Here is a 20150-nt window from a genome sequence, read left to right as displayed (position 1 = left end):
TATGCCCACCTACGCTTATCGCCAGGCCGCCGGGATACGCCAGGCGCTGCTCGACCGTCGTGAACTGGCGCTGATCGACGTCCGTGAAGAGGCCGATTTCGCCACCGCTCATCCGCTGTTTGCCGTCAATCTGCCGCTCAGCAAACTGGAGCTGGAGGTCCGCCGGCGGATACCGCGCTTCACCACCCCGCTCACCGTCTACGACAACGGCGAAGGTCTGGCGGAGATCGCCGTCGAACGGCTACGGGCCTGGGGCTATCAGGATGTGGCCCTGCTGACAGAGGGGCTCGCCGGCTGGCGCCGCAGCGGCGGCGAGCTGTTTCAGGACGTCAACTCCGCCAGCAAAGCCTTTGGTGAACTGGTGGAAAGCGTGCGTCACACGCCGTCGCTCAGCGCCCAGGAGGTTCAGGCGCTCATCGACAGCCGGCAGGAGGTGGTGATCGTCGACGCCCGGCGCTTCGATGAGTACCAGACCATGAGCATCCCCGGCAGCATCAGCGTGCCCGGCGGCGAGCTGGCCCTGCGGGTGGAGAGCCTGACGCCCTCCCCGCAGACGCCGGTTATCGTCAACTGCGCCGGACGCACCCGCAGCATCATCGGCACCCAGTCGCTGATCAACGCCGGCGTGCCAAACCCGGTCCATGCCCTGCGCAATGGCACTATCGGCTGGACGCTGGCCGGCCAGACGCTGGCGCACCAGCAGCAGCGGCAATACGATCCCTCCGCCCGCGCCTCCGGCGTCCGGGCCGCTGAGGTGGCGCATCTTGCCGAACGGGCCGGGGTGGCGGTCATCGATGAGGCCACGCTGCAACGCTGGCTGCAGCAGAGCGACCGCACTACCTTCCTGTTTGATGTCCGCAGCCCTGAGGAGTACGCGGCGGGTCACTATCCCGGCAGCCTGAGCGCGCCAGGCGGCCAGCTGCTGCAGGAGACCGATCACTTCGCCAGCGTACGAGGGGCGCGAATTGTGCTGCTGGATGACGATGGCATCCGGGCGGCGATAACCGGCTCGTGGCTGGCGCAGATGGGCTGGGAGACGGCGCGGCTGAGTGCGCTGTCGGCCAGCCAGTTGAGCGAACGCGGGGTGCCGGCCGCCGAGGTGCCGCCCGGCCCGCAGGCGGAGGAGATAAGCCCGGCGCAGCTGGCGCAACAGCTGGACGAACCCGGTACGGTGGTGCTCGATTTCACCACCAGCGCCAACTTTGTCGCTCGCCATATCCCCGGCGCGTGGTGGCTAACGCGCTCGCAGCTGCGCCAGGCCCTGGATGTGATCCCTCCCGCCCAACGTTACGTGGTGACCTGCGGCAGTAGTCTGCTGGCCCGCTACGCGGTGCCGGAGGTGGCGGCCTTGACCGGTAAACCGGTGCAGCTGCTTACCGGCGGGACGCTGGCGTGGATCGCCGCCGGTCTGCCGCTGGCGCATGGCGACAGCGGCCTCGCCGTCGAGCGCCTTGACCGCTATCGTCGTCCGTACGAAGGAACCGATAATTCCGCCGAGGCCATGCAGGCTTATCTGGAGTGGGAGTATGGCCTGGTGGATCAGCTGGCCCGCGACGGCACCCACGGTTTTCGGGTGCTCTAGCGCGAGCGCGCCTCAGGCCTCGCGCAGGATCCACGAATACTGAAAGCTCTTCGGCGCCGGAAAATGGGTCCGGCGTCGGTAGGAGCCCAGCGACTGCGGGGTGCAGTAGGTGCAACTCCCCAGCCATTCAACGCTCGCCGGCGACACTCCCGCCTCTGCGAAGATCGCTTCGGCAAAGGCGCGCAGATCAAACCACAGATTATCGCTGCCTCGTGCGGCGGCTTTGAGCGGATCGCTGACCGGGCCCGAACGGGAATGAAACAGCCGCTGGCGATGGCGGGCCACCCGATCACCGCCGGGCTGGTCCAGCAGTTGCTGATAAAATCCGGCGGAGACTTCGTAACAGCAAGGGTGAATATGCGGCCCCACGGCGATGACCAGATCGGCCAATGCCACCCCCTGCTGGCGAAAACAGGCCAGACTATTATCGACAATGCCGCTGACCAGCCCCTGCCAGCCGGCATGCACGCTGCAGACGAAGCGACCGTCGCGCGAGGCGATCAGCATCGGCAGACAGTCGGCGGTCACCACCCCCACCTTTTGCCCGGCTACCGCGGTAAACACCGCGTCGGCGTGCGGGCGCGTCGGCAGCGGCTGCTGATAATGATGAACCTCATTACCATGCACCAGCTTCACCGGAGCCAGCTCGGCATAGGGAAAGGCGGCGGTTTCGTGGACATCGAGAAAAGCGTGGCGGATGCCAGGGATAGCATTGAGCAAACGGGAGGTGTAAGCCATAGGGACGATAAGCGTCAGGGAATGATGTCTTACCATAGGCCAGGTGACGCGGACAGGCAAGGCGGCGGCCCGGCATTTTTTTGCCAGACCGCCGGATGCGTCTCAGACAATCGCGGCGCGCTGCTGACGATGCATCAGCCAGAACACCGCCACGCCGGCCAGCACAATGCCGGGCGCCGAGGCCGCCATCACCCCGATGGTGCCGGTGCCGAGGGCCAGCATCTTGCCGGCCAGCAGCGGGCCGCTCATTGCGCCAAGACGGCCCACCGCCACGGCGGTGCCGACCCCGGTGGCGCGGATCGCTGCGGGGTAAAAAAGCGGCGCCAGGGCATAGAGTACGCTCTGGCCGCCGGTGGCGAACAGCCCGGCGACAAACCCCGCCAGCAGCATTCCGTTTAGCGACGACGCGCTGCCCAGCGCCAGCAGGGAAGCCAGAATCCCGCTGTAGATCAGGAGCGACATCCGCAGCGGGGTGAGCTTATCCATTAGCGCTCCCAGCAGCAGCGTGCCGCAGGCGGCGCCGATCTGCAGAGAGAACATCACCCCCGCCGCCTGGCTGGCGCGGAATCCCTGGCCCACCAGCAGCATCGGCAGCCAGTTGATCAGCATATAGACCACCAGCAGGGTGAAAAAATAACCCAGCCACAACAGCAGGGTGGCGGCGGCATGCCCTGGGGCAAACAGGGTGCGCAGCGGCACGCTGGCCTCCGCGCGCTGAAACGCCTGCGACTCCGGTAGCCAGCGCATCAGCAGCGGGATCAGCAGTAACGGGACCACGCCGCCAATCCAGAAAATAGTCTGCCAGGCCGCGGCGAGACCGGAAAAGCCCAGCGCTGCCGCCAGCGCGGCGCCAATGGGTACGCCGCAGTACATCAGGCTTACCGCCCGGCCGCGGAAGCGTGAGCCAGCGGCTTCCGAGGTTAAGGCAATCAGGTTAGGCAATGCCGCCCCGAGCCCGACGCCGGTGAGCAGGCGCGCCAGCAGCAGCGTCGGGAAGCTCCATGCCACCGCGGTGGCCAGCGAGAACAGGCCAAACAGCAGCACCGACCCCAGCAGAATGCGCTTGCGCCCGTGGCGGTCCGCCAGCATGCCGCCCACCAGCGCGCCAGGCAGCAGGCCGAGGATCCCGGCGCTGAAGATCCAGCCCATCTGCATTTTATCCAGCGCAAAGGCCTGCGCCATGCCGACGGCGGCGATCCCCGCCGCCTGCAGATCCAGCCCTTCCATCAGGGCCACCATAAAACAGAGCCCGATGGTAACCACCAGGCGCGAGGGGTTTGCAGTCGTTATCTTGGTCATAGGGTACCTTGGCGATAGCCGAACAAACGGAGCAGGTGACTGGCGGCTGATGCTTTGTCAGCCGCACGTTTTTCGTTATTTATTGCGGTTAAGCAGATCCAGTGCGACGTCGACGATCATATCTTCCTGGCCGCCGACCATCCGCCGCTTGCCCAGCTCGACGAGAATATCCACCGCGCTGAGGCCATAGCGCTCGGCCGCCGCTTCGCTGTGGCGCAGAAAGCTGGAGTAGACCCCGGCGTAGCCCAGCGCCAGCGTTTCACGGTCGACACGCACCGGGCGGTCCTGCAACGGCCGCACCAGATCATCGGCCGCGTTCATCAGGGCGTAGAGATCGGTGCCATGCTGCCAGCCGAGCTTGTCGGCGGCGGCAATAAATACCTCCAGCGGCGCATTGCCCGCCCCCGCCCCCATCCCGGCCAGGCTGGCGTCAATGCGATCGCACCCCTCTTCCACCGCGACGATCGAGTTCGCCACCCCGAGGCTCAGGTTATGGTGGGCATGCATCCCGGTGGCGGTCTCCGGCTTCAGCACCGCCTTCAGGGCACGGAAACGGTCGCGAATGTCGTTCATGTTCATCGCCCCGCCGGAATCCACCACATAGATACAGGTCGCGCCATAAGATTCCATCTTCAGCGCCTGCTGCGCCAGTGCCTGCGGGGAGAGCATATGGCTCATCATCAGAAAACCGACGGTGTCCATTCCCAGCTCGCGGGCAAAGGCAATATGTTGCGCCGCGACGTCTGCTTCGCTGCAGTGGGTGGCGACCCGCACCACCCGCGCTCCGGCCTGATACGCCGCTTTCAGATCGTGCAGCGTGCCGATGCCCGGCAGCAGCAAGGTGGCGATTTTCGCCTGGCTGACCGCCTCCGCCGCCGCTTCAATCCACGCGATGTCGCTGTGAGCGCCAAAGCCGTAGTTGAAGCTGGATCCCTGCAGGCCATCGCCATGGGCCACTTCGATGGAGTCGACCCCAGCCTTATCCAGCGCGCCGGCGATCTGCTGCACCTGCGCCAGGGAATACTGGTGACGAATGGCGTGCATGCCATCGCGCAGCGTCACGTCCGAGATATAAAGTTTTTTACCGTTCATGCTGTCGCTCCCGCCGCGCTGTGCATTGCCCCGGCCATTTGCTCCGCCGTCGCCAGCGCCGCCGAGGTCATAATATCGAGGTTGCCCGCGTACGCTGGCAGATAGTGCGCCGCCCCTTCCACTTCGAGGTAAACCGCGGTTTTCAGGCCGGAAAAACAGCCGACGCCGGGCAGGTTGACCGGCTTATCCTCGGGGATAACCTCAAACTGCACCTGCTGCTTCAGCCGGTAGCCTGGGACGTAAGCCTGCACTGCCGCCGCCATTTCGGCGATCGAGGCGGCAATCGCCTCCTGCGACGCCAGCTCGCTCAGGACGTAGACGGTATCGCGCATCATCAGCGGCGGCTCCGCCGGGTTCAGTACAATAATCGCTTTGCCCTTGCCCGCGCCGCCGACTTTTTCAATCGCCTGCGAGGTGGTTTCGGTAAATTCGTCAATATTGGCCCGCGTGCCCGGTCCGGCGGATTGGCTGGCGATCGAGGCCACGATCTCCGCGTAATGCACCTTCGCCACTCGCGAGACCGCGGCGACCATTGGGATGGTCGCCTGCCCGCCGCAGGTCACCATATTGACGTTGCCCTGATGGAGATTGGCCGCGAGGTTGACCACCGGTACGCAGTACGGGCCAATCGCCGCCGGCGTCAGGTCGATGACGCGGATCCCCGGCTTCGCTTCGCGCAGCGCGGCATCGTTTTTGATGTGCGCCCCGGCGCTGGTGGCGTCAAAAACAAAATCGATGTCGGCAAATTCCGCCATCTGCATCAGGCCGCCCACCCCTTCGTGGGTGGTCGCGACGCCCATGCGCCGGGCGCGGGCCAGGCCATCCGACTGCGGGTCGATGCCGACCATCACCGCCATCTCCAGATGCTGGCCGTGGCGCAGGATTTTAATCATTAAATCGGTGCCGATATTCCCGGAGCCGATAATGGCGACTTTACGTTTACGCATCACGATGTCCTTCTCCGGCGGCGACGAAACGTGCCGCGACTGAGCCAATACCTTCGATATGGGCGACAAAGTTGTCCCCTTCGTTAATCGCCACCATCGGGCCTAACGCCCCGGTCAGCACGATATCCCCCGCCCGCAGCGGTTCGCCGAGACTGGCCAGCTTGCGCGCCAGCCAGACTGCGGCGTTCAGCGGATGTCCCAGACACTCGCTGCCGCGACCGCTGGAGACCAGCTCCTGGTTGCGGGTCATGTGCATGGCGCACTGCTTCAGATCCAGTCCTGCCGGGCGCTGCGCTGGGCCGCCAATGACGTACAGGCCGCAGGAGGCGTTATCGGCGACGGTGTCGACAAAGCCGATTGACCAGTCGCGAATGCGGCTGCCCACCACCTCCAGCGCCGGCAGCACCCATTCGATGGCGTTATACAGCTCATCAAAGGTGGTATCGGCATGCGGCAGATCCTGCTTCAGCACCAGGGCGATCTCGGCTTCCACTTTGGGCTGCAGCACGCGGCCAAACGGCACCTCGGCGTTGTCGCCGTAGCACATGTCGGCAAACAGGGTGCCGAAATCCGGCTGGTTGACTCCCAGCTGCTGCTGCACTTTGGGATGGGTCAGGCCCACCTTGCGGCCCACTACCCGCCGGCCATGGGCCACGTGGTGCTGGACGTTCAGACGCTGGATGGCATAGGCGGCGTCGGCATTGTCGACGCCGAGGATATCGCGCAGCGGGGCGATCGCCTGGCCGGTCTGTTCCGCGTCGCGCAGCTGCCGGGCCAGCGCGTCAAGAGAAAAAGTCATCATTTACTCCTTAAGCCCGTGCGAGGAAATTGAGCACCAGCTGATTAAAACTGTCGGCATGTTCCCACTGCGCCCAGTGGCCGCAGTCGCGGTAAATATGCAGTTCCGAACCGGCGATCCCGGCGAGCAGGCGCAGCCCGGCGTCCATCGGCACGAAGCGGTCGTTGCGTCCCCAGACGATCAGGGTTGGCGCGCTGATTTCGCCCAGCCGCGGGCCAAAGTCAGGAAACTGCTTCGGGTTGGCTTCGAGGCTTTTGACGAAGTTGTCCAGATGGTCGCGGCGCGACAGCATATTGTTGAGACGCGCCTCGAACAGCGCCTCGGTGAGGTCGCGGGTGTCGAAGACGAAGATGCTCATCATCTTTTTGAGGTTTTCAATGGTCGGCTCGCGGTACAGGGCATTCAGCAGCTTGATGCCCTCCGTCGGCATCGGCGTGAACAGGCTCATGCCGCCGGTCCCCCCACCCATTAGCACCAGCTTCGCCACCCGCTCCGGCCAGCTCAGGGTGAAGGCCACCGCGCTATGGCCGCCCATCGAGTTGCCCAGCAGATGGACTTTATCGATCCCCAGCTGATCGACCACGCTTTTCAGAATGCGGGCGTTGAGGTCCGAACGTGAGCCGCTGTTGACGATAGCATCGCTTTTGCCCCACCCCGGACAGTCGAGGAGCAGCACGCGATAGCCCGCCTCGACCAGCGGGTCAATGTTACGGCTGAAGTTGGCCCAGCCGGTGGCCCCCGGCCCGGAGCCGTGCAGCATGACCACGGTCTCTTTCCCGTCGCCGCAGTCATTGATATGGATGCGCAGCGTGCGGCCCCCCTCGTTGACATTGAGGAATCGGCTGGTGGCGGCTTCGGTTTGCGGTTGATAGCTCATGTTAGTCTCCCGGTTAATCAAATCTCGGTGGTGGCGCTCAGCGAGCCGAACCCGGCGATCCACTCGGGGATCGGCCGGTAATAGCGGCCCTCACTGCGCCAACAGCCAAAAGCGGATAGCGCGGCAAAAGCGGCCACCCAGGTCTTAATTTCGTGCGTCGATTTCCCTGCCATCGCCGACAGCTCGTCGTTGCCGATCGCATCCAGCTCCGCCAGCCGCCCCTGCTCCAGCAGGCTCATAAAGCGGTTGTCCCAGACCGGGTTGAGGGGATGGAGCGAGTGCGGGTCTTCGGTAAACCGCCTGGCGGCGTTGATCACCCGCTGCTGGCGCCGTTCGCGTTCGTCCGGCGGCAGCTGTTTGCCACTGCCAAGCAGACGGTCACGCAGATGGGCGTCGGCTTTCGCCAGCTCCGGCACCGGCGGCTGGTGCGAGAGTCCGCCCGAGCCGAGGATCAGCACCCGCTTATTGAGGGTATTGAGGAAGCGGCCCATCGCCTCGCCCAGCAGCCGGGTACGTTGAAAACCCGGCAGCGGCGCGGCGACGCCGTTAATAAACACCGGCAGCACCGGCACACGGTCCAGGCCACCCAGCAGAAACTCCAGCGGCTGGGCGAAGCCATGGTCCACCTGCATGTTGTACGACACCGCCAGGTCGATACCGCTGTTGATCACGGCGTGAGCGCAGGCTTCCGCCAGCTCGGTCGGCACCGGCAGGTCGCCGGCGGCGCTGGCGAAGTCGCCAATGGCGGTGGCGCCGACGCCGAGGCAGAACGGCGGCATCACGTCATAGAAAAAACCGTTGTAGTGATCGGGGGCGAAGAGCACCACCAGCTCGGGATCGAAGGCGGCGATCCGCCGCCGGGCGTCGGCAATCACCCCGTTCACTTCATCAAGGACCGCCTGCTCCGGGTCCACCAATCCCACCAGCGGAGTGTGGGAGAGACAGTGCAAATAGGCATCCATATCAGGCCACCTTCTCTTCAGTGCGGGCGGTATCCCCGGTTGCGAGGGTCATTTTTTCCGCCAGGGCGGTCAGCTGTGCGCCGAGGGTCTGCGGGATGGCGAGAGCGGCGACAAAGCGGTCCGGTCTGACCACGGCAATGGCGGTGTTATGCTGAGCAAACCAGCTCTTCAGGCGATTTTGCGTATCGCCTACCCGCAGCGTGCCGGGGGCGTTATCCTGCTCGCGATGGATCTGCACCGCCGGCACCACCTGGATAAAGCGCACGCCAATCGCGCGCCAGCGGGCGATCTGCCCGGCTTCGAGCCCCCACTGCGGGTTGCAGCCCCAGCCGATAATGGCGAAATTCGCGCCGATAACCTCGTCGAGCAGCACGCTCTCGCCGCTCTCCAGCGTCACCTGCGGTTGAATAAACATTTTGCCCACCGGCGAGGTCTTGCCGGCGGCGTCGATCAGCAGCGCCCCCTCGCGGTACTGCGGCATCGGCTTAAAGCGCATTTCGAGGAAGTAGCGCTTCACCGGCGGCAGGTAGTTCAGCAGCCAGGAGAGACCGTCGCGCACGGCCCCCTGCCAGCGCTTCGGCGGCGCCAGCACGTGGCCGGCGGTGACCGACAGATCAATCATCGCTTTCGCGTGGTCGCGGCGCTCCTGCTGATAGCTGTCGAGCAGCGCCTCTCCCGCTTTACCGTTGACCACCAGCGCCAGCTTCCACGCCAGGTTGAAGGCGTCGCGCATGCCGCTGTTGTATCCCTGCCCCTGCCAGACCGGCATGATGTGCGCCGCGTCGCCGGCCAGCAGCACCCGGTCAATGCGAAAGCGCTCGGCAAGGCGGGCATTATGGGTGTAGACCCGCTGGCGGATCAGCTCGACGCGGTCCGGGTCCGGCAGCACTTTGCTCAGCAGACGACGCATATTGTGCGGCTCGCTGAGCTGGGCTTCGGTTTCTCCGGGCATCACCATAAATTCAAAGCGGCGCACGCCATGGGGCAGCGCGGCGGAAACGTAGGGTCGCACCGGGTCGCAGCACAGGTAAACGTGCGGGGTGGCCAGCGGGTCGTTAGCGATATCGATGACGATCCACTGATTCGGCGCGGTCTTGCCTTCGAAGGGGACGTTCAGCGTACGACGAATAAAGCTGGCGCCGCCGTCGCAGGCCACCAGCCAGTCCGCGCGCACCGTCTCCCGCTCGCCGTCCGGTCCTTTAAGATTTAACGTGACACCGTCACCGTTCTGGCTAAAGGCTTCTACTTCGCGGGAGAAGAGGCAGCGGACCTGCGGGAAACGCTGCAGGCCGTGATACATCACCGCATCGACCTGCGGCTGAATGAAGGCGTTGCGCCGCGACCAGCCAAACTCATCGGTCATCGGCTGGATATCAGCAAAGCAGCGCCCCTTCGGGGTCAGAAAGCGCATGGCGTGCCACGGCGTGGTGTGCGGCAGCACGTCATTCACCAGCCCTACCGCCTGCATCGCCCGCAGGGATTCATCGTCAATGCCGATGGCCCGCGGGTAATCGATCAGTGTGTCGAGCTTTTCCACCAGCAGCACGCTGATGCCCATCTGGCCAAGGTAGTTGGCCATCATCAGGCCAACCGGACCGGCGCCGGCGATGGCGACCTGAGCGGTATGCTGCACGGCGGGTTGAATATCGGGTGTAGATGTTGTCATTTTCAGCGACCTCACGACTCGGAAACTGCCCGGCTGACAGGCAATTTGTTAATCATGTGTAAACGTATTTTTATAATGGGCTGAGTATAGGGCGGGGGTTTTCGGCTACAATCAAAACATCGCCGAATGTGTACCAGGTGCACAACGCTGTTTATAAAGCATTTTAAGGAAGGATTTATGCGTGACGATGGGTCCACTGAGTACAAAACGGTGCGTGGGTTAAGCCGGGGTTTATTGTTATTAAAATTGTTAAATAAATTCGACGGCGGCGCGACGCCGGGCCTGCTGGCGGAGTTTAGCGGCCTGCATCGCACCACCGTGCGCCGGCTGCTGGAGACGCTGCAGGAGGAGGGTTTTGTCCGCCGCAGCCGCTCCGACGACAGCTTCCGGTTGACCATTAACGTCCGCCAGCTGAGCGATGGATTTCGTGACGAACATTGGATTTCTGCCCTCGCCACACCGCTGCTCGGCGAGCTGCTGCGCGAGGTACAGTGGCCCACGGATATCACCACCCTCGACGTCGACGCCATGGTGGTGCGCGAGACTACCCACCGCTTCAGCCGACTGTCGTTTCACCGCGCGATGGTCGGACGGCGGCTGCCGCTGTTGCTCACCGCCTCCGGGCTGACGTGGCTGGCCTTTGCCCCCGACGCGGAGCGCGACGCCATCGTCAGCATGCTGGCCGCCCGTTCGGAAGCTGAGTATCAGCTGGCCCGCGAACCGGAACGGCTGGCGGCGATCCTCGCCCGCACCCGCCAGAACGGCTATGGCGAAAACTTCCGCGGCTGGCAGCAGGAGGAGAAAATCGCCTCCATCGCCGTGCCGGTCAGCAGCCAGCAGCGGGTTATCGGCTGCCTGAATCTGGTCTATATCGCCAGCGCGATGACCATTGAGCAGGCGGCGCAGAAGCATCTTTCCGCCCTGCAGAGGGTGGCGAGGCAGATAGAGGCCCGCATGGAAGAGGAAGAAGTGTGGTACGAAATGCCTTGATCGTGATGAGGGTAAATGCGATCACCCATTGCGCCCGGCTTCGTTATATAATTTAATACATAACGAATTTTTCACGCCATTCGGGCCACACCATGTCAAAACACCCCTTACTGCTGGGCCTGACGCTGCTCAGCGCCAGCCTGTTCACCGGCCAGGCCTTTGCCGACCGCACCGTCACCGACCAGCTGGGTCGCCAGGTCACGCTCCCCGACCACATCACCCGCGTCGTGGTTCTGCAACATCAGACGCTCAACCTGCTGGTGCAACTGCATGCCGCAGAGGATATCGTCGGCGTCTTAAGCAGCTGGCAGAAACAACTCGGGCCGCAGTTCGCCCGCTTTATGCCTGAGATCGGGCAACTGGCGACCCCGGGCGATCTCACCCAGGTCAATATTGAAAGCCTGCTGGCGCTGCGTCCGCAGGTGGTTTTCGTCGCCAACTATGCGCCGCCGGCGATGATCGCGCAGATCCAACAGGCCGGGATCCCGGTGGTGGCCATCTCGCTGCGCCAGGACGCCGCCGGGGAAAAAAATAAAATGAACCCCACCATGGCTGACGAAGAGCAGGCCTATAACGCCGGGCTGGTGGAGGGGATCCGCCTTATCGGCGAGGTCGTCGAGCGCCAGCCCGAGGCCGAGGCGCTGATTCACTACACCTTTGCGGCGCGCAAAAAAGCCAATGCGCCGGTGGCCGATATTCCCCAGAACCAGCGGGTGCGGGTGTATATGGCCAACCCCGATCTGAATACCTACGGCGCCGGTAAATACACCGGGCTGATGATGGCGCACGCCGGGGCGCTGAACGTGGCGGCCGCCAGCGTAAAAGGCGCCCGTCAGGTGTCGCTGGAGCAGGTGCTGGAGTGGAACCCGCAGGTGATCTTCGTCCAGGACCGTTATCCGCAGGTGGTCAAACAGATAGAGAACGACCCGCAGTGGCAGGCGATCGATGCGGTGAAACACCACCGCGTGTGGCTGATGCCGGAGTACGCCAAAGCCTGGGGTTACCCGATGCCGGAGGCCCTGGCGCTGGGCGAGCTGTGGATGGCGAAAAAACTCTATCCTTCGCGCTACCAGAGCATCGATGTGGACAGTAAAGCCAGGGATTACTATCAGCGTTTTTACCGCGTGGCGTGGACGCCAGATGCGCGCTAACCACCATCCCTGGCGGTTGCAGGGTAGCCTGGCGCTGGCGACGCTGGCGATCGCGGTCGCCTCGCTCTGTTTCGGCCAGTACCCGTTAAGCCTGCGCGCCGTTGGGCACACCCTGGTCCATCTGCCGCCAGGTGAAGGGGTGATCGGGCAGATCGTCTGGTCGGTTCGCCTGCCGCGCGTGGTCATGGCCCTGCTGGCCGGGGGCGCGCTGGGGCTGTGCGGCGCCACCTTGCAGGGCGTGTTCCAGAACCCGCTGGTGGACCCGCACATCATCGGGGTGACCGCCGGCTCCGCCTTCGGCGGCACGCTGGCGATCCTGTTGGGCGTCGGCGGTCTGCTGATGATGGCCTCGACCTTTTTCTTCGGCCTCGTCGCGCTGGGGCTGATTTACGCCCTCGCCGCCCTGCAGGGGCGGGACAGCACGCTGGGGCTGATTCTGTCCGGGATCATTCTCAGCGGCTTCTTCGCCGCGCTGGTCAGCCTGATGCAGTACCTCGCCGATAGCGAAGAGACGTTACCGAACATTGTTTTCTGGCTGCTCGGCAGCTTCGCGACCGCCAGCTGGCATAAGGTTCTGCTTATGTCCCTGCCCATGGCGCTAGCCGCCGGGGTGCTGTGGAAGCTGCGCTGGCGTATCAACCTGCTGGCGCTGGAGGAACGCGATGCCCGCAGCCTTGGCGTTCCGGTGGCCGCGCTGCGTCGCGGCGTGCTGGTGTGCTGTGCAGTGCTGGTGGCAGCCCAGGTGGCGGTCAGCGGCAGCATCGCCTGGATGGGGCTGGTGGTCCCGCACCTCGCCCGCCTGCTGGTGGGCGCTGACCATCGTCGCCTGCTGCCCACCGCCTTCTGGCTTGGCGCCGCGCTGATGCTGGTGGTGGACGATCTGGCGCGCACGCTGACCCAGGCGGAAATCCCGATCGGGATCATCACTGCCCTGCTCGGGGCGCCGCTGTTTACCTTTTTACTGGTGCAATCCCGGCGCCGGAGTACCGCCCGATGAACAGCTCATTATCGCTGGAAGCGCTACGCTACGGCCACCATCAGCCGCTCTTCGCCCCGCTCACGCTGACCTGCCGGCCCGGTGAGATCTGGGCGGTGCTGGGCGCCAATGGCCGGGGAAAAAGTACCCTGCTGGACACCCTGACCGGCGTGTTGCCGCCGCTGGGCGGCCAGGTGCAGTGCGAGGGGGGCATCGCCCTGGTCCCGCAGTCGTTTCGTCCCGCTTTTCGCTGGCGCGTGAGCGATGTGGTGCTGATGGGCCGCGCCCGTCATGTGGATCTCTTTGCCCAGCCTGGCGAGGAGGATGCCCGGCGGGTTGAGAACGCGCTGACGCAGCTGGGGATTGCCGCCCTGGCCGGGGATGACTTCGGCGCCCTCTCCGGCGGCCAGCAGCAGCTGGTGCTGATTGCCCGCGCGCTGGTCAGCGCCAGCCAGAATATCCTGCTGGATGAGCCCTGCTCGGCGCTGGACCTCGGTAACCAGCAGGTGGTATTGCAGCTGATCCGCGACCTCGCTCACCGCCAGGCACGCACCGTCCTGTTCACCACCCATGATCCAAACCATGCGCTGCAGGTGGCCAGCCATACGCTGCTGCTTCTGCCGGAGGGCCAGTGGCTGGCAGGCGAGACCGCCGACGTGCTGAGCGAAACGCACCTCCGGCAAGCGTACGGCCTGCCGGTACGTCTGATCCACTATGCCGCCTCCGCGTCCCCTCTGCTGGCGCCGGGGTTTACTCTGCGTCGCTAAACGGCATAAAACCCGCCTGCCGGAGATACCTCTGGCCAACGTCGCCGAGTATAAAGCGATACAGGGCCAGTGCGGCGGGATCCGCCCTGAGGCGCGCCAGCTGGTAATCGCAGCGAATATTCCACGGCGCCGGGATGGTCAGGGTACGCAGATCGTCGCAGGCGGCCAGCGCGGGGCCATAGTGCGCGTAGCCGATAAACAGATCCGCCAGATTCTGGCGAATAAGCCACGCGCCGGCTATCTCGCCCGGCGGCACGCTCAGTGAGTCTCTACCGCCGACCCGCGGCTGCGCCCGCCCGGCTATCGCGTTGCCCAACCCAGGATAGTGCGCCTCAATTCGGGCAAACAGTTGCCAGGTATAATCTCCCGACGGATCGCATCCCGGCGTGGAGGTCGCCAGCCGCAGGCGGGGCGTGCTGAGCAGCGCCAGCCAGTCCAGGCCATCGTTGTCCGGCGACCGCCGGGCGGTCAGCATCAGCTGGTTGCCGGCAAATCCCTGGCATTCCTGCGCCAGACCGGCCTGCAGCAGCGCCTGCGGGTGCGCCGCGTTGGCGGACGCAAAAACCGCGCACGGCGCCCCGGCCTCGATCCGCTCGCGCAGCAGGCCGGCAGGGCCAAACTGCGCATCGACCGCCAGGCCAGTGTGCTGCTGAAAGTGCGCCACCAGCGGTAGGAAAGCGCTTCTCAGGCTTCCCGCCGCCAGCAGCGTGAGAGGAGTGGACATCATAGATAGTCGCTATAAACCGGATAATATAACGCTATATTACCCGGTTTGCCGTCGCGTCAGTAGCGAATTTCCGCCAGCGCGCGCAGCTGCTCGGGGGTGGCTACCGGCAGGTCGAAAAAGCGCAGATAGGCGGGGATCATTTCAAACAACATGTCGGTCCCGCGCTGGATATGGCACTGTCGCGCCTGAGCGGCCCTCAGCAGCGGGGTGTACTCCTGGGTCATCACCACCTCCCCCACCCAGGTGCCTGGCGCCAGACGGTCAACGTCCAGCGGCAGCGGATCGCTGGCCTTCATCCCCAGCGGGGTGGCATTGACCACCAGCTCGTGTCCGACAGGATCGTGCTGCATCAGGGTGATATCGAGCAGCGGATAGTGCTGATGCAGCCGTCCGGCGAGGGCGTGCGCCACCTCGGGCCGGGTATCGTACAGGGTCAGGGCGCTGACTCCCGCCGCGGCGAGGGAGGCGGCGATAGCCGACCCCACCCCGCCGCTGCCGACCACCAGCGCCCGCGTCCCCTGCGGATTAAACCCTTTACGACGCAGGCCCAGCACAAAGCCGTCGCCATCGAACATATCCCCGCTCAGGTTACCGTCGGCCTCGCGACGGATGGCGTTGCAGGCGCCGGCGATGGCCGCCGTCGGGCTCAGGCGCTGGACCAGATCGCAGGTGGCGATTTTATGCGGCATCGTCACCAGCGCGCCGATGATGTTGGTCATCGTAAACAGCGGCGGAATAAACGCGGCGTAGTCCTCCGGCCTGACCCCCATCGGCACCACCTTCACGTCCACCTGCTGGTCGACGAACCACGGGTTATAGATCATCGGCGCCTTAAAACTGGCGGTCGGATAGCCAAGGTGCGCTATCAGCCGCGTATTTCCACTAATCACCATGCCTTGCTCCTTTGCTTACTGCGATAACTCGATACGTTTGACGTCGCCGAGGATAAACAGATAGGCCACCACGCCCAGCAGCGCGGCGCCGCCGATGTAGATCAACGCGTAGAAGAAATTGCCGAACCCGGCAACGATAAAGCCGATCACCAGCGGGGTGAGGATCCCCGCGAGGTTGGCGCAGAAGTTAAACAGGCCGCCGGTCAGGCCGCCTAGCCCCTTCGGGGCAATATCGGAGATCAGCGTCCAGCCAAGCCCCACCATTCCCTGACCAAAAAAGGCAAACGACATCACCAGGATCACCGCCAGGTCGCTCTGCAGCCAGTTGGCGGTGATAATGCAGCTGGCCATCAGCAGACCGGCGACGATCGGCAGCTTACGGCCAAGGTTGGCCGACCCGGTGGCCTTGAGCAGTTTGTCGGAGATCCAGCCGCCAAACATCACCCCGCCCGCGGCGGCGACAAACGGCAGGATGGAGAAGAAGCCCACCTTCAGCCAGGGCATATGCCGCTCGGTGGCCAGCCAGGTCGGGAACCAGGTGAGAAAGAACACCAGCACGGTATTGCCGGCAAACTGGCCGATGCTGGCGCCGATGATCTGCCGTTTGCTCAGCAGTTGGCGGACCAGCGGCCAGCTGAATGCCACCTGCTGGTCCGTCGGGGCGCTCAGGCCGCCGCCGTTTTCGATATGCTCGCGCTCCTGCTGGCTGAGGCGCGGATCTTCATGCGGTTCGCGGTAGCAGCGCCACCACACCAGGGCAAACAGAATACCGACCGCGCCGACGCTAACGAACAGCACCCGCCAGCCAAAGCCGTCCATGATCCAGAACAGCAGCGGCGCAAAGCAGGCCAGCCCGAGGTATTCCCCTACCGTGTACACCGCTGTGGCTTTCGCCCGCTCATGCTGCGGGAACCAGGCGCTGACCACCCGGCTGTTGACCGGAAAGCACGGCGCTTCGCTAATGCCGAGTCCGAAGCGGCACAGCAACAGTGTTTTCAGCCCCACCGCCATGCCGTGGAACAGGGTAAACAGCGACCATAGGGTCAGCGACAGAAAATAGGTCACTTTGTTGCCAAAGCGGTCAAGGAACAGCCCGCCGGGGATCTGCGCCAGGGCATAGGTCCAGGCGAAGGCGGAAAAAAGGATACCCATGATCGCCGGGTCGATCCCCAGCTCACCGGTGAGCTTTGGGGCGGCGATCCCCAGCACGGTGCGATCGAGGTAGTTGATCATGGTACCAATGGCCAACAGCGCAAGGATGCCGATGCGCCGCCGGGAGCGGCGCACGGTGACGGCAGGCTGGGCGGCAGCCGTCGGGTTAGGGCTATATGAGCTCATAGTCAGTTCCTGTCTCGGGTACAGAGGATGTTGTTATTGTGTTTAAAGCATAATGAACCATTTGATTCGGGCTAACAATACTGCATCGCCGCCAGACGGACGGCGGCATTCGCCGCGCCATAGAGCGCGTAACCGGCCCGTCGTTCGGTTAACTCAAAGAAAAAGCGCCCGGCGGTAAAGGGGCGGGTATAAAGATGCAGGAAGGCCCCGCCCTGCGGATCGCGGTCGTAGAGGAGCTGCCGCCGCTGCAGTTGCCCAACGTCCAGCTCGCCGCCGAAGCGCGCCAGCAGATCGTCATAATAATTGGCCGGGATCGGCAGCGCATGGCGGGCAACGTCGGCAAGCTGGTCGCAGGTGGCCGGCAGATCGCGGCAGGCAAAGGCCGCATGCTGCAGCCCTGCCCCCTGGTAGCAGGCGACCGAGCGGGCAATCTGCGTCGCCCGGCTCTGCGAAATATTCAGCGCCAGACGGATATCGCCCTGCGGGCTGCGCACCGCCAGACTGCGCACCAGTCCATACGGGTCCGGCAGCGTCTGCTCATGCTCAAGGGTAAAACCAAACACCGTGCGGAAGAACATCACCCAGTTGTCGCGGCTGTCGGCCTCCATCCCCAGCGCCAGATGGTCGATACCGAGATAATCCTCGCGCACCGTCAGTCCGTCGCGCAGATGAAAATCGCGCTCATAGATCCCTTCCCCGGCCTCGATGAGATAGATAAGGCTACCGTCCGGGGCGCAGATCGCCGGGATCGGCGTTTCGTTCGGCCCGGCATCGCCCTGCCAGGTGGCATACCCCAGCGCCCGGGCGCGGGCCACAATCGGCGCACTGCGATCGACCCGCAGCGCCATGGCGCACAGCGATACGCCGTGGCGTTGATAGAAATGATCGGCCCAGCTGTGGGGCTGATGGTTGATGACGATCCGCGCCCCGCCGTTGCGCCACAGCGTCACCTGTTTGGAGCGGTGGCTTCCCTCGTGCTGAAAACCCAGCGCCTGCAGATGCTGCCCCAGGCGCTGCGCCTCGGCGGCGCTGGCGGCAAACTCGATAAACTCCAGCCCGTGATAGACCGGCAGCGGCGGCGGTGAAAACAGATCGGCATCGCACGTCGGGAGCCGACGGCGGGTTTGCTCCTCCAGCCACAGCAGCGAACGATAACCATCTTTGGCCGTCGCGCCGTTCGGCGAGGCGCGAAAACCGTCATTAAAGATCTCCAGCGACCAGGGGCCGCGATAGCCGCAGCGGGTGACCTGCTCGGCAAACGGCTCCAGCGGCAGCTCGCCCTGCCCGGGGAAGCAGCGGAAATGGCGACTCCATTCCAGGAGATCCATTTTCATGTACGGCGCATCGGCGAGCTGAACAAAGGTGATTTTCTCCACCGGCACCGACGGTAGCGCGTCCAGCGTGTCGCCGCGAGCCAGAATATGGAAGCTGTCGAGCACCAGGCCCAGCGCCGGGCTGTCCACCCGCCGTACCCGCTCCCAGGCCTGCTGCCAGCGGTTCACATGGGTTCCCCAGGCCAGCGCCTCATAGCCGATGGTGATCCCCTCTTCTTCCGCCAGCGTGGCCAGCGCCCGCAGATCCGCGACCTGCAATTCGCTATCCGCCGAGCAGTCCGGCTGCACATTGCTGCACAGCAGCAGCGTGTCGCAGCCCAGCTCGTGCATCAGGGCAAACTTGCGCCGAGCGCGGGCTATATTCGCCGCAAACTGCGCCCGGCTGGCGCCTTCAAAATCGCGAAAGGGTTGAAAAAGCGTGATTTTTAACCCTAAATCGGCGGCAAGCTGGCGGATTTCCGCCGGCGTCCCCGTATAATAGAGCAGATCGTTCTCGAAAATTTCCACACCCTGATAGCCCGCCGCCGCAATAGCGTGCAGCTTCTCAGGCAGGGTGCCGGAAATCGAAACGGTGGCGATAGAGCGCAGCATAAGGTCCTCGGGTCAACAACTGACGTGAGCCTTGAATATGTATCATTTGGTTCATTTGCGCCATACTAGGTTGCTAAATTGTGATCATTATGTGTATTTTTTGTCACCCAAGAAAAAGGAGTTGCCATGACCGTCGTTGCTCATGATGAAGCACAATCCCTGAAGGCGCGGATTTTCAGCGCCGCTATCGCTGTTTTTGCTGAACACGGGCTGTCAGGCGCCCGCATGGAGCAGATCGCCACCGAGGCGCAGACCACCAAGCGCATGGTGGTTTACTACTTCAAAAGCAAAGAGCAGCTCTATCAGGAGGTGCTGCAGTATGTGTATGCGCGGATCCGCGAAACCGAGCAGCAGCTGGGGCTGGAGAATGTGCCACCGGTGGAGGCGCTGGTGCGGCTGGTGCGCTGGAGCGTGCGTTATCACGCCACCCACGCGGACTATATGCGGGTGATTTGCATGGAGAATATGCAGCGCGGCAAGTGGTTACAAACCTCGGGTGAACTGAAACCGCTGAATCGTACCGCCCTGTCGATTCTGGAAGACATTTTACAGCGCGGCCAGCAGCAAGGTGTCTTTCAGGCGGGGCTCGAAGCACGCGATGTGCACCGGTTAATCAGCAGCTTCAGCTTTTATCAGGTGTCGAACTTCTACACCTTCAGCAGCCTGTACCTTGACGATCCGTTGCCCGCCATCGACGACGAAGCGATGGTGGCCCACCACTGTGACATTGCCGTCCGGGCGGTGATCCGCTTCGTGATTTCCTGACCCGCCGGCGAAAGACGTTAATGCCCGGAAAGGGCGTGAATGACTTTCTCCATGGCCTCCACGGTGAGCGCCGAACGCTGAATTTTGGCGTTCGCCAGCGAGGTGCGCAGTACGCCGGCAATGACAATGTGTTTCGGCTCCTGGCCCAGGTCTCGCATTTCCAGCACCACTTTACCCACCACGCGGCACATTTCCTGGTACAGCTCGTCGTCTTTGGCTTTATTTCCCATCTGGTTTTGCTCGCACTTTATTATTATCAATCAATTCATTATTGATAGATTTTTTCCGCAACGCAAATTATCCCCGGCGGAATAGGCCAATGGCGCGTTTTACTGGTTCATCACGCGAGAAAAAGCGCCTTCCGCTGCCCCTTTGCCTGCCCGGTGATGAAAAAATGTGTTGCGTACTTTTATGCATAACGTGCCGGTTTTGTTACGCGTTTTGTCCATAATTTGAAACGAGGTTTTTATTTTCCTTTTTGATTTCGGCAGCGTATAATGCGCTTCGATTCTTTCTTGAATGGTTTCAGCGCATTGGACTGCATGATAAAACGCATAACACCTTGCCACATTTCATGGGCTGAACCGCCAGCACACATTCTTCTGCACGCTCCGGGGTTGTCACCTATCCTTAGGGCGTGGCTTAGCAACTTTCGT

The 20150-nt window shown here is 63.5% G+C and carries 20 protein-coding genes; 6 read left to right on the top strand and 14 right to left on the bottom strand.

Translation table 11 applies throughout. From position 1 onward, the window contains the following. The first annotated feature begins 1 nt into the window (after nt 1). Nucleotides 2–1582, top strand: a complete 1581-nt coding sequence (locus DTA24_RS12215) for a rhodanese homology domain-containing protein (RefSeq protein WP_049138517.1) — start codon at nt 2–4, stop codon at nt 1580–1582. 12 nt (nt 1583–1594) lie between these two features. Here the strand turns inward: DTA24_RS12215 and DTA24_RS12210 are convergent, their stop codons facing one another. From DTA24_RS12210 to DTA24_RS12175, 8 genes are all read right to left on the bottom strand, one after another. After that, nucleotides 1595–2320, bottom strand: a complete 726-nt coding sequence (locus DTA24_RS12210; RefSeq protein ID WP_023297809.1) for a polyphenol oxidase family protein — start codon at nt 2318–2320, stop codon at nt 1595–1597. 102 nt (nt 2321–2422) lie between these two features. Continuing rightward, on the bottom strand, nt 2423–3619 hold the full coding sequence (gene mhpT, locus DTA24_RS12205) for a 3-(3-hydroxy-phenyl)propionate transporter MhpT (RefSeq protein WP_040968611.1): 1197 nt from the start codon (nt 3617–3619) through the stop codon (nt 2423–2425). 75 nt (nt 3620–3694) lie between these two features. After that, complete coding sequence (mhpE, locus tag DTA24_RS12200; protein WP_043875125.1) at nt 3695–4711, bottom strand: 4-hydroxy-2-oxovalerate aldolase; 1017 nt, start codon at nt 4709–4711, stop codon at nt 3695–3697. Then, a complete protein-coding gene (mhpF, locus tag DTA24_RS12195) occupies nt 4708–5658 on the bottom strand; it encodes an acetaldehyde dehydrogenase (RefSeq protein ID WP_023297812.1) in 951 nt (316 codons plus the stop codon). Before mhpF ends, mhpE begins: the two co-directional genes overlap by 4 nt. Continuing rightward, nucleotides 5651–6457 (bottom strand): 2-keto-4-pentenoate hydratase, encoded by an 807-nt coding sequence (gene mhpD / locus DTA24_RS12190; RefSeq protein WP_071582938.1) that lies wholly within the window; start codon nt 6455–6457, stop codon nt 5651–5653. The genes mhpF and mhpD overlap by 8 nt, the downstream gene beginning before the upstream one ends. Nucleotides 6458–6467: 10 nt before the next feature. Next, complete coding sequence (gene mhpC / locus DTA24_RS12185; RefSeq protein ID WP_009486092.1) at nt 6468–7334, bottom strand: 2-hydroxy-6-oxonona-2,4-dienedioate hydrolase; 867 nt, start codon at nt 7332–7334, stop codon at nt 6468–6470. 17 nt (nt 7335–7351) lie between these two features. Further along, nucleotides 7352–8296, bottom strand: coding sequence for a 2,3-dihydroxyphenylpropionate/2,3-dihydroxicinnamic acid 1,2-dioxygenase (gene mhpB, locus DTA24_RS12180; protein ID WP_123836841.1), 945 nt, complete (start codon nt 8294–8296; stop codon nt 7352–7354). Between the two features lies 1 nt (nt 8297). After that, entirely contained in the window at nt 8298–9962 is a 1665-nt protein-coding gene (locus DTA24_RS12175) for a bifunctional 3-(3-hydroxy-phenyl)propionate/3-hydroxycinnamic acid hydroxylase (protein ID WP_123836840.1), read from the bottom strand. Between the two features lie 177 nt (nt 9963–10139). Here DTA24_RS12175 and DTA24_RS12170 point away from each other — a divergent pair, with 177 nt between their 5' ends. The 4 genes from DTA24_RS12170 to DTA24_RS12155 all read left to right on the top strand — a co-directional run bounded on the left by DTA24_RS12170 (nt 10140) and on the right by DTA24_RS12155 (nt 13846). Beyond that, a complete protein-coding gene (locus DTA24_RS12170) occupies nt 10140–10952 on the top strand; it encodes a DNA-binding transcriptional regulator (RefSeq protein WP_123836839.1) in 813 nt (270 codons plus the stop codon). A 92-nt stretch (nt 10953–11044) separates the two neighbouring features. After that, on the top strand, nt 11045–12103 hold the full coding sequence (locus DTA24_RS12165) for an ABC transporter substrate-binding protein (protein ID WP_032754661.1): 1059 nt from the start codon (nt 11045–11047) through the stop codon (nt 12101–12103). Further along, nucleotides 12093–13100, top strand: coding sequence for a FecCD family ABC transporter permease (locus DTA24_RS12160; RefSeq protein WP_123836838.1), 1008 nt, complete (start codon nt 12093–12095; stop codon nt 13098–13100). Before DTA24_RS12165 ends, DTA24_RS12160 begins: the two co-directional genes overlap by 11 nt. Further along, nucleotides 13097–13846 (top strand): ABC transporter ATP-binding protein, encoded by a 750-nt coding sequence (locus DTA24_RS12155; RefSeq protein WP_123836837.1) that lies wholly within the window; start codon nt 13097–13099, stop codon nt 13844–13846. Before DTA24_RS12160 ends, DTA24_RS12155 begins: the two co-directional genes overlap by 4 nt. Here the strand turns inward: DTA24_RS12155 and DTA24_RS12150 are convergent. The 4 genes from DTA24_RS12150 to DTA24_RS12135 form a co-directional block, all read right to left on the bottom strand. Continuing rightward, complete coding sequence (locus DTA24_RS12150; protein ID WP_023340342.1) at nt 13830–14573, bottom strand: substrate-binding domain-containing protein; 744 nt, start codon at nt 14571–14573, stop codon at nt 13830–13832. The two genes, DTA24_RS12155 and DTA24_RS12150, sit on opposite strands and share 17 nt — an antisense overlap. A gap of 56 nt (nt 14574–14629) precedes the next feature. After that, a complete protein-coding gene (locus DTA24_RS12145; RefSeq protein ID WP_023297820.1) occupies nt 14630–15466 on the bottom strand; it encodes a shikimate dehydrogenase family protein in 837 nt (278 codons plus the stop codon). Nucleotides 15467–15481: 15 nt separating this feature from the next. Continuing rightward, nucleotides 15482–16804: an MFS transporter gene (locus DTA24_RS12140; protein WP_012541401.1), complete on the bottom strand. Its 1323-nt coding sequence runs from the start codon at nt 16802–16804 to the stop codon at nt 15482–15484. A gap of 71 nt (nt 16805–16875) precedes the next feature. Next, nucleotides 16876–18729 (bottom strand): bifunctional sugar phosphate isomerase/epimerase/4-hydroxyphenylpyruvate dioxygenase family protein, encoded by a 1854-nt coding sequence (locus DTA24_RS12135; RefSeq protein ID WP_012967932.1) that lies wholly within the window; start codon nt 18727–18729, stop codon nt 16876–16878. A gap of 126 nt (nt 18730–18855) precedes the next feature. On the opposite strand from DTA24_RS12135, the gene DTA24_RS12130 reads away from it, so the two are divergent. Continuing rightward, nucleotides 18856–19494, top strand: coding sequence for a TetR/AcrR family transcriptional regulator (locus DTA24_RS12130; protein ID WP_008804472.1), 639 nt, complete (start codon nt 18856–18858; stop codon nt 19492–19494). 17 nt (nt 19495–19511) lie between these two features. On the opposite strand, the gene fumD is transcribed toward DTA24_RS12130, so the two are convergent. Both fumD and DTA24_RS28135 read right to left on the bottom strand, forming a co-directional pair. After that, nucleotides 19512–19724 carry a fumarate hydratase FumD gene (gene fumD / locus DTA24_RS12125; RefSeq protein WP_012541399.1) on the bottom strand — a complete coding sequence of 71 codons (213 nt, stop codon included), beginning with the start codon at nt 19722–19724 and terminating at the stop codon, nt 19512–19514. Between the two features lie 236 nt (nt 19725–19960). Next, nucleotides 19961–20092, bottom strand: coding sequence for a hypothetical protein (locus tag DTA24_RS28135; protein ID WP_004217210.1), 132 nt, complete (start codon nt 20090–20092; stop codon nt 19961–19963). Between the last annotated feature and the right edge of the window lie 58 nt (nt 20093–20150).

This window comes from Klebsiella sp. P1CD1, from assembly GCF_003790505.1.
Classification (GTDB): domain Bacteria; phylum Pseudomonadota; class Gammaproteobacteria; order Enterobacterales; family Enterobacteriaceae; genus Klebsiella; species Klebsiella variicola.
This window is presented reverse-complemented; position numbering and strand designations above follow the sequence as displayed.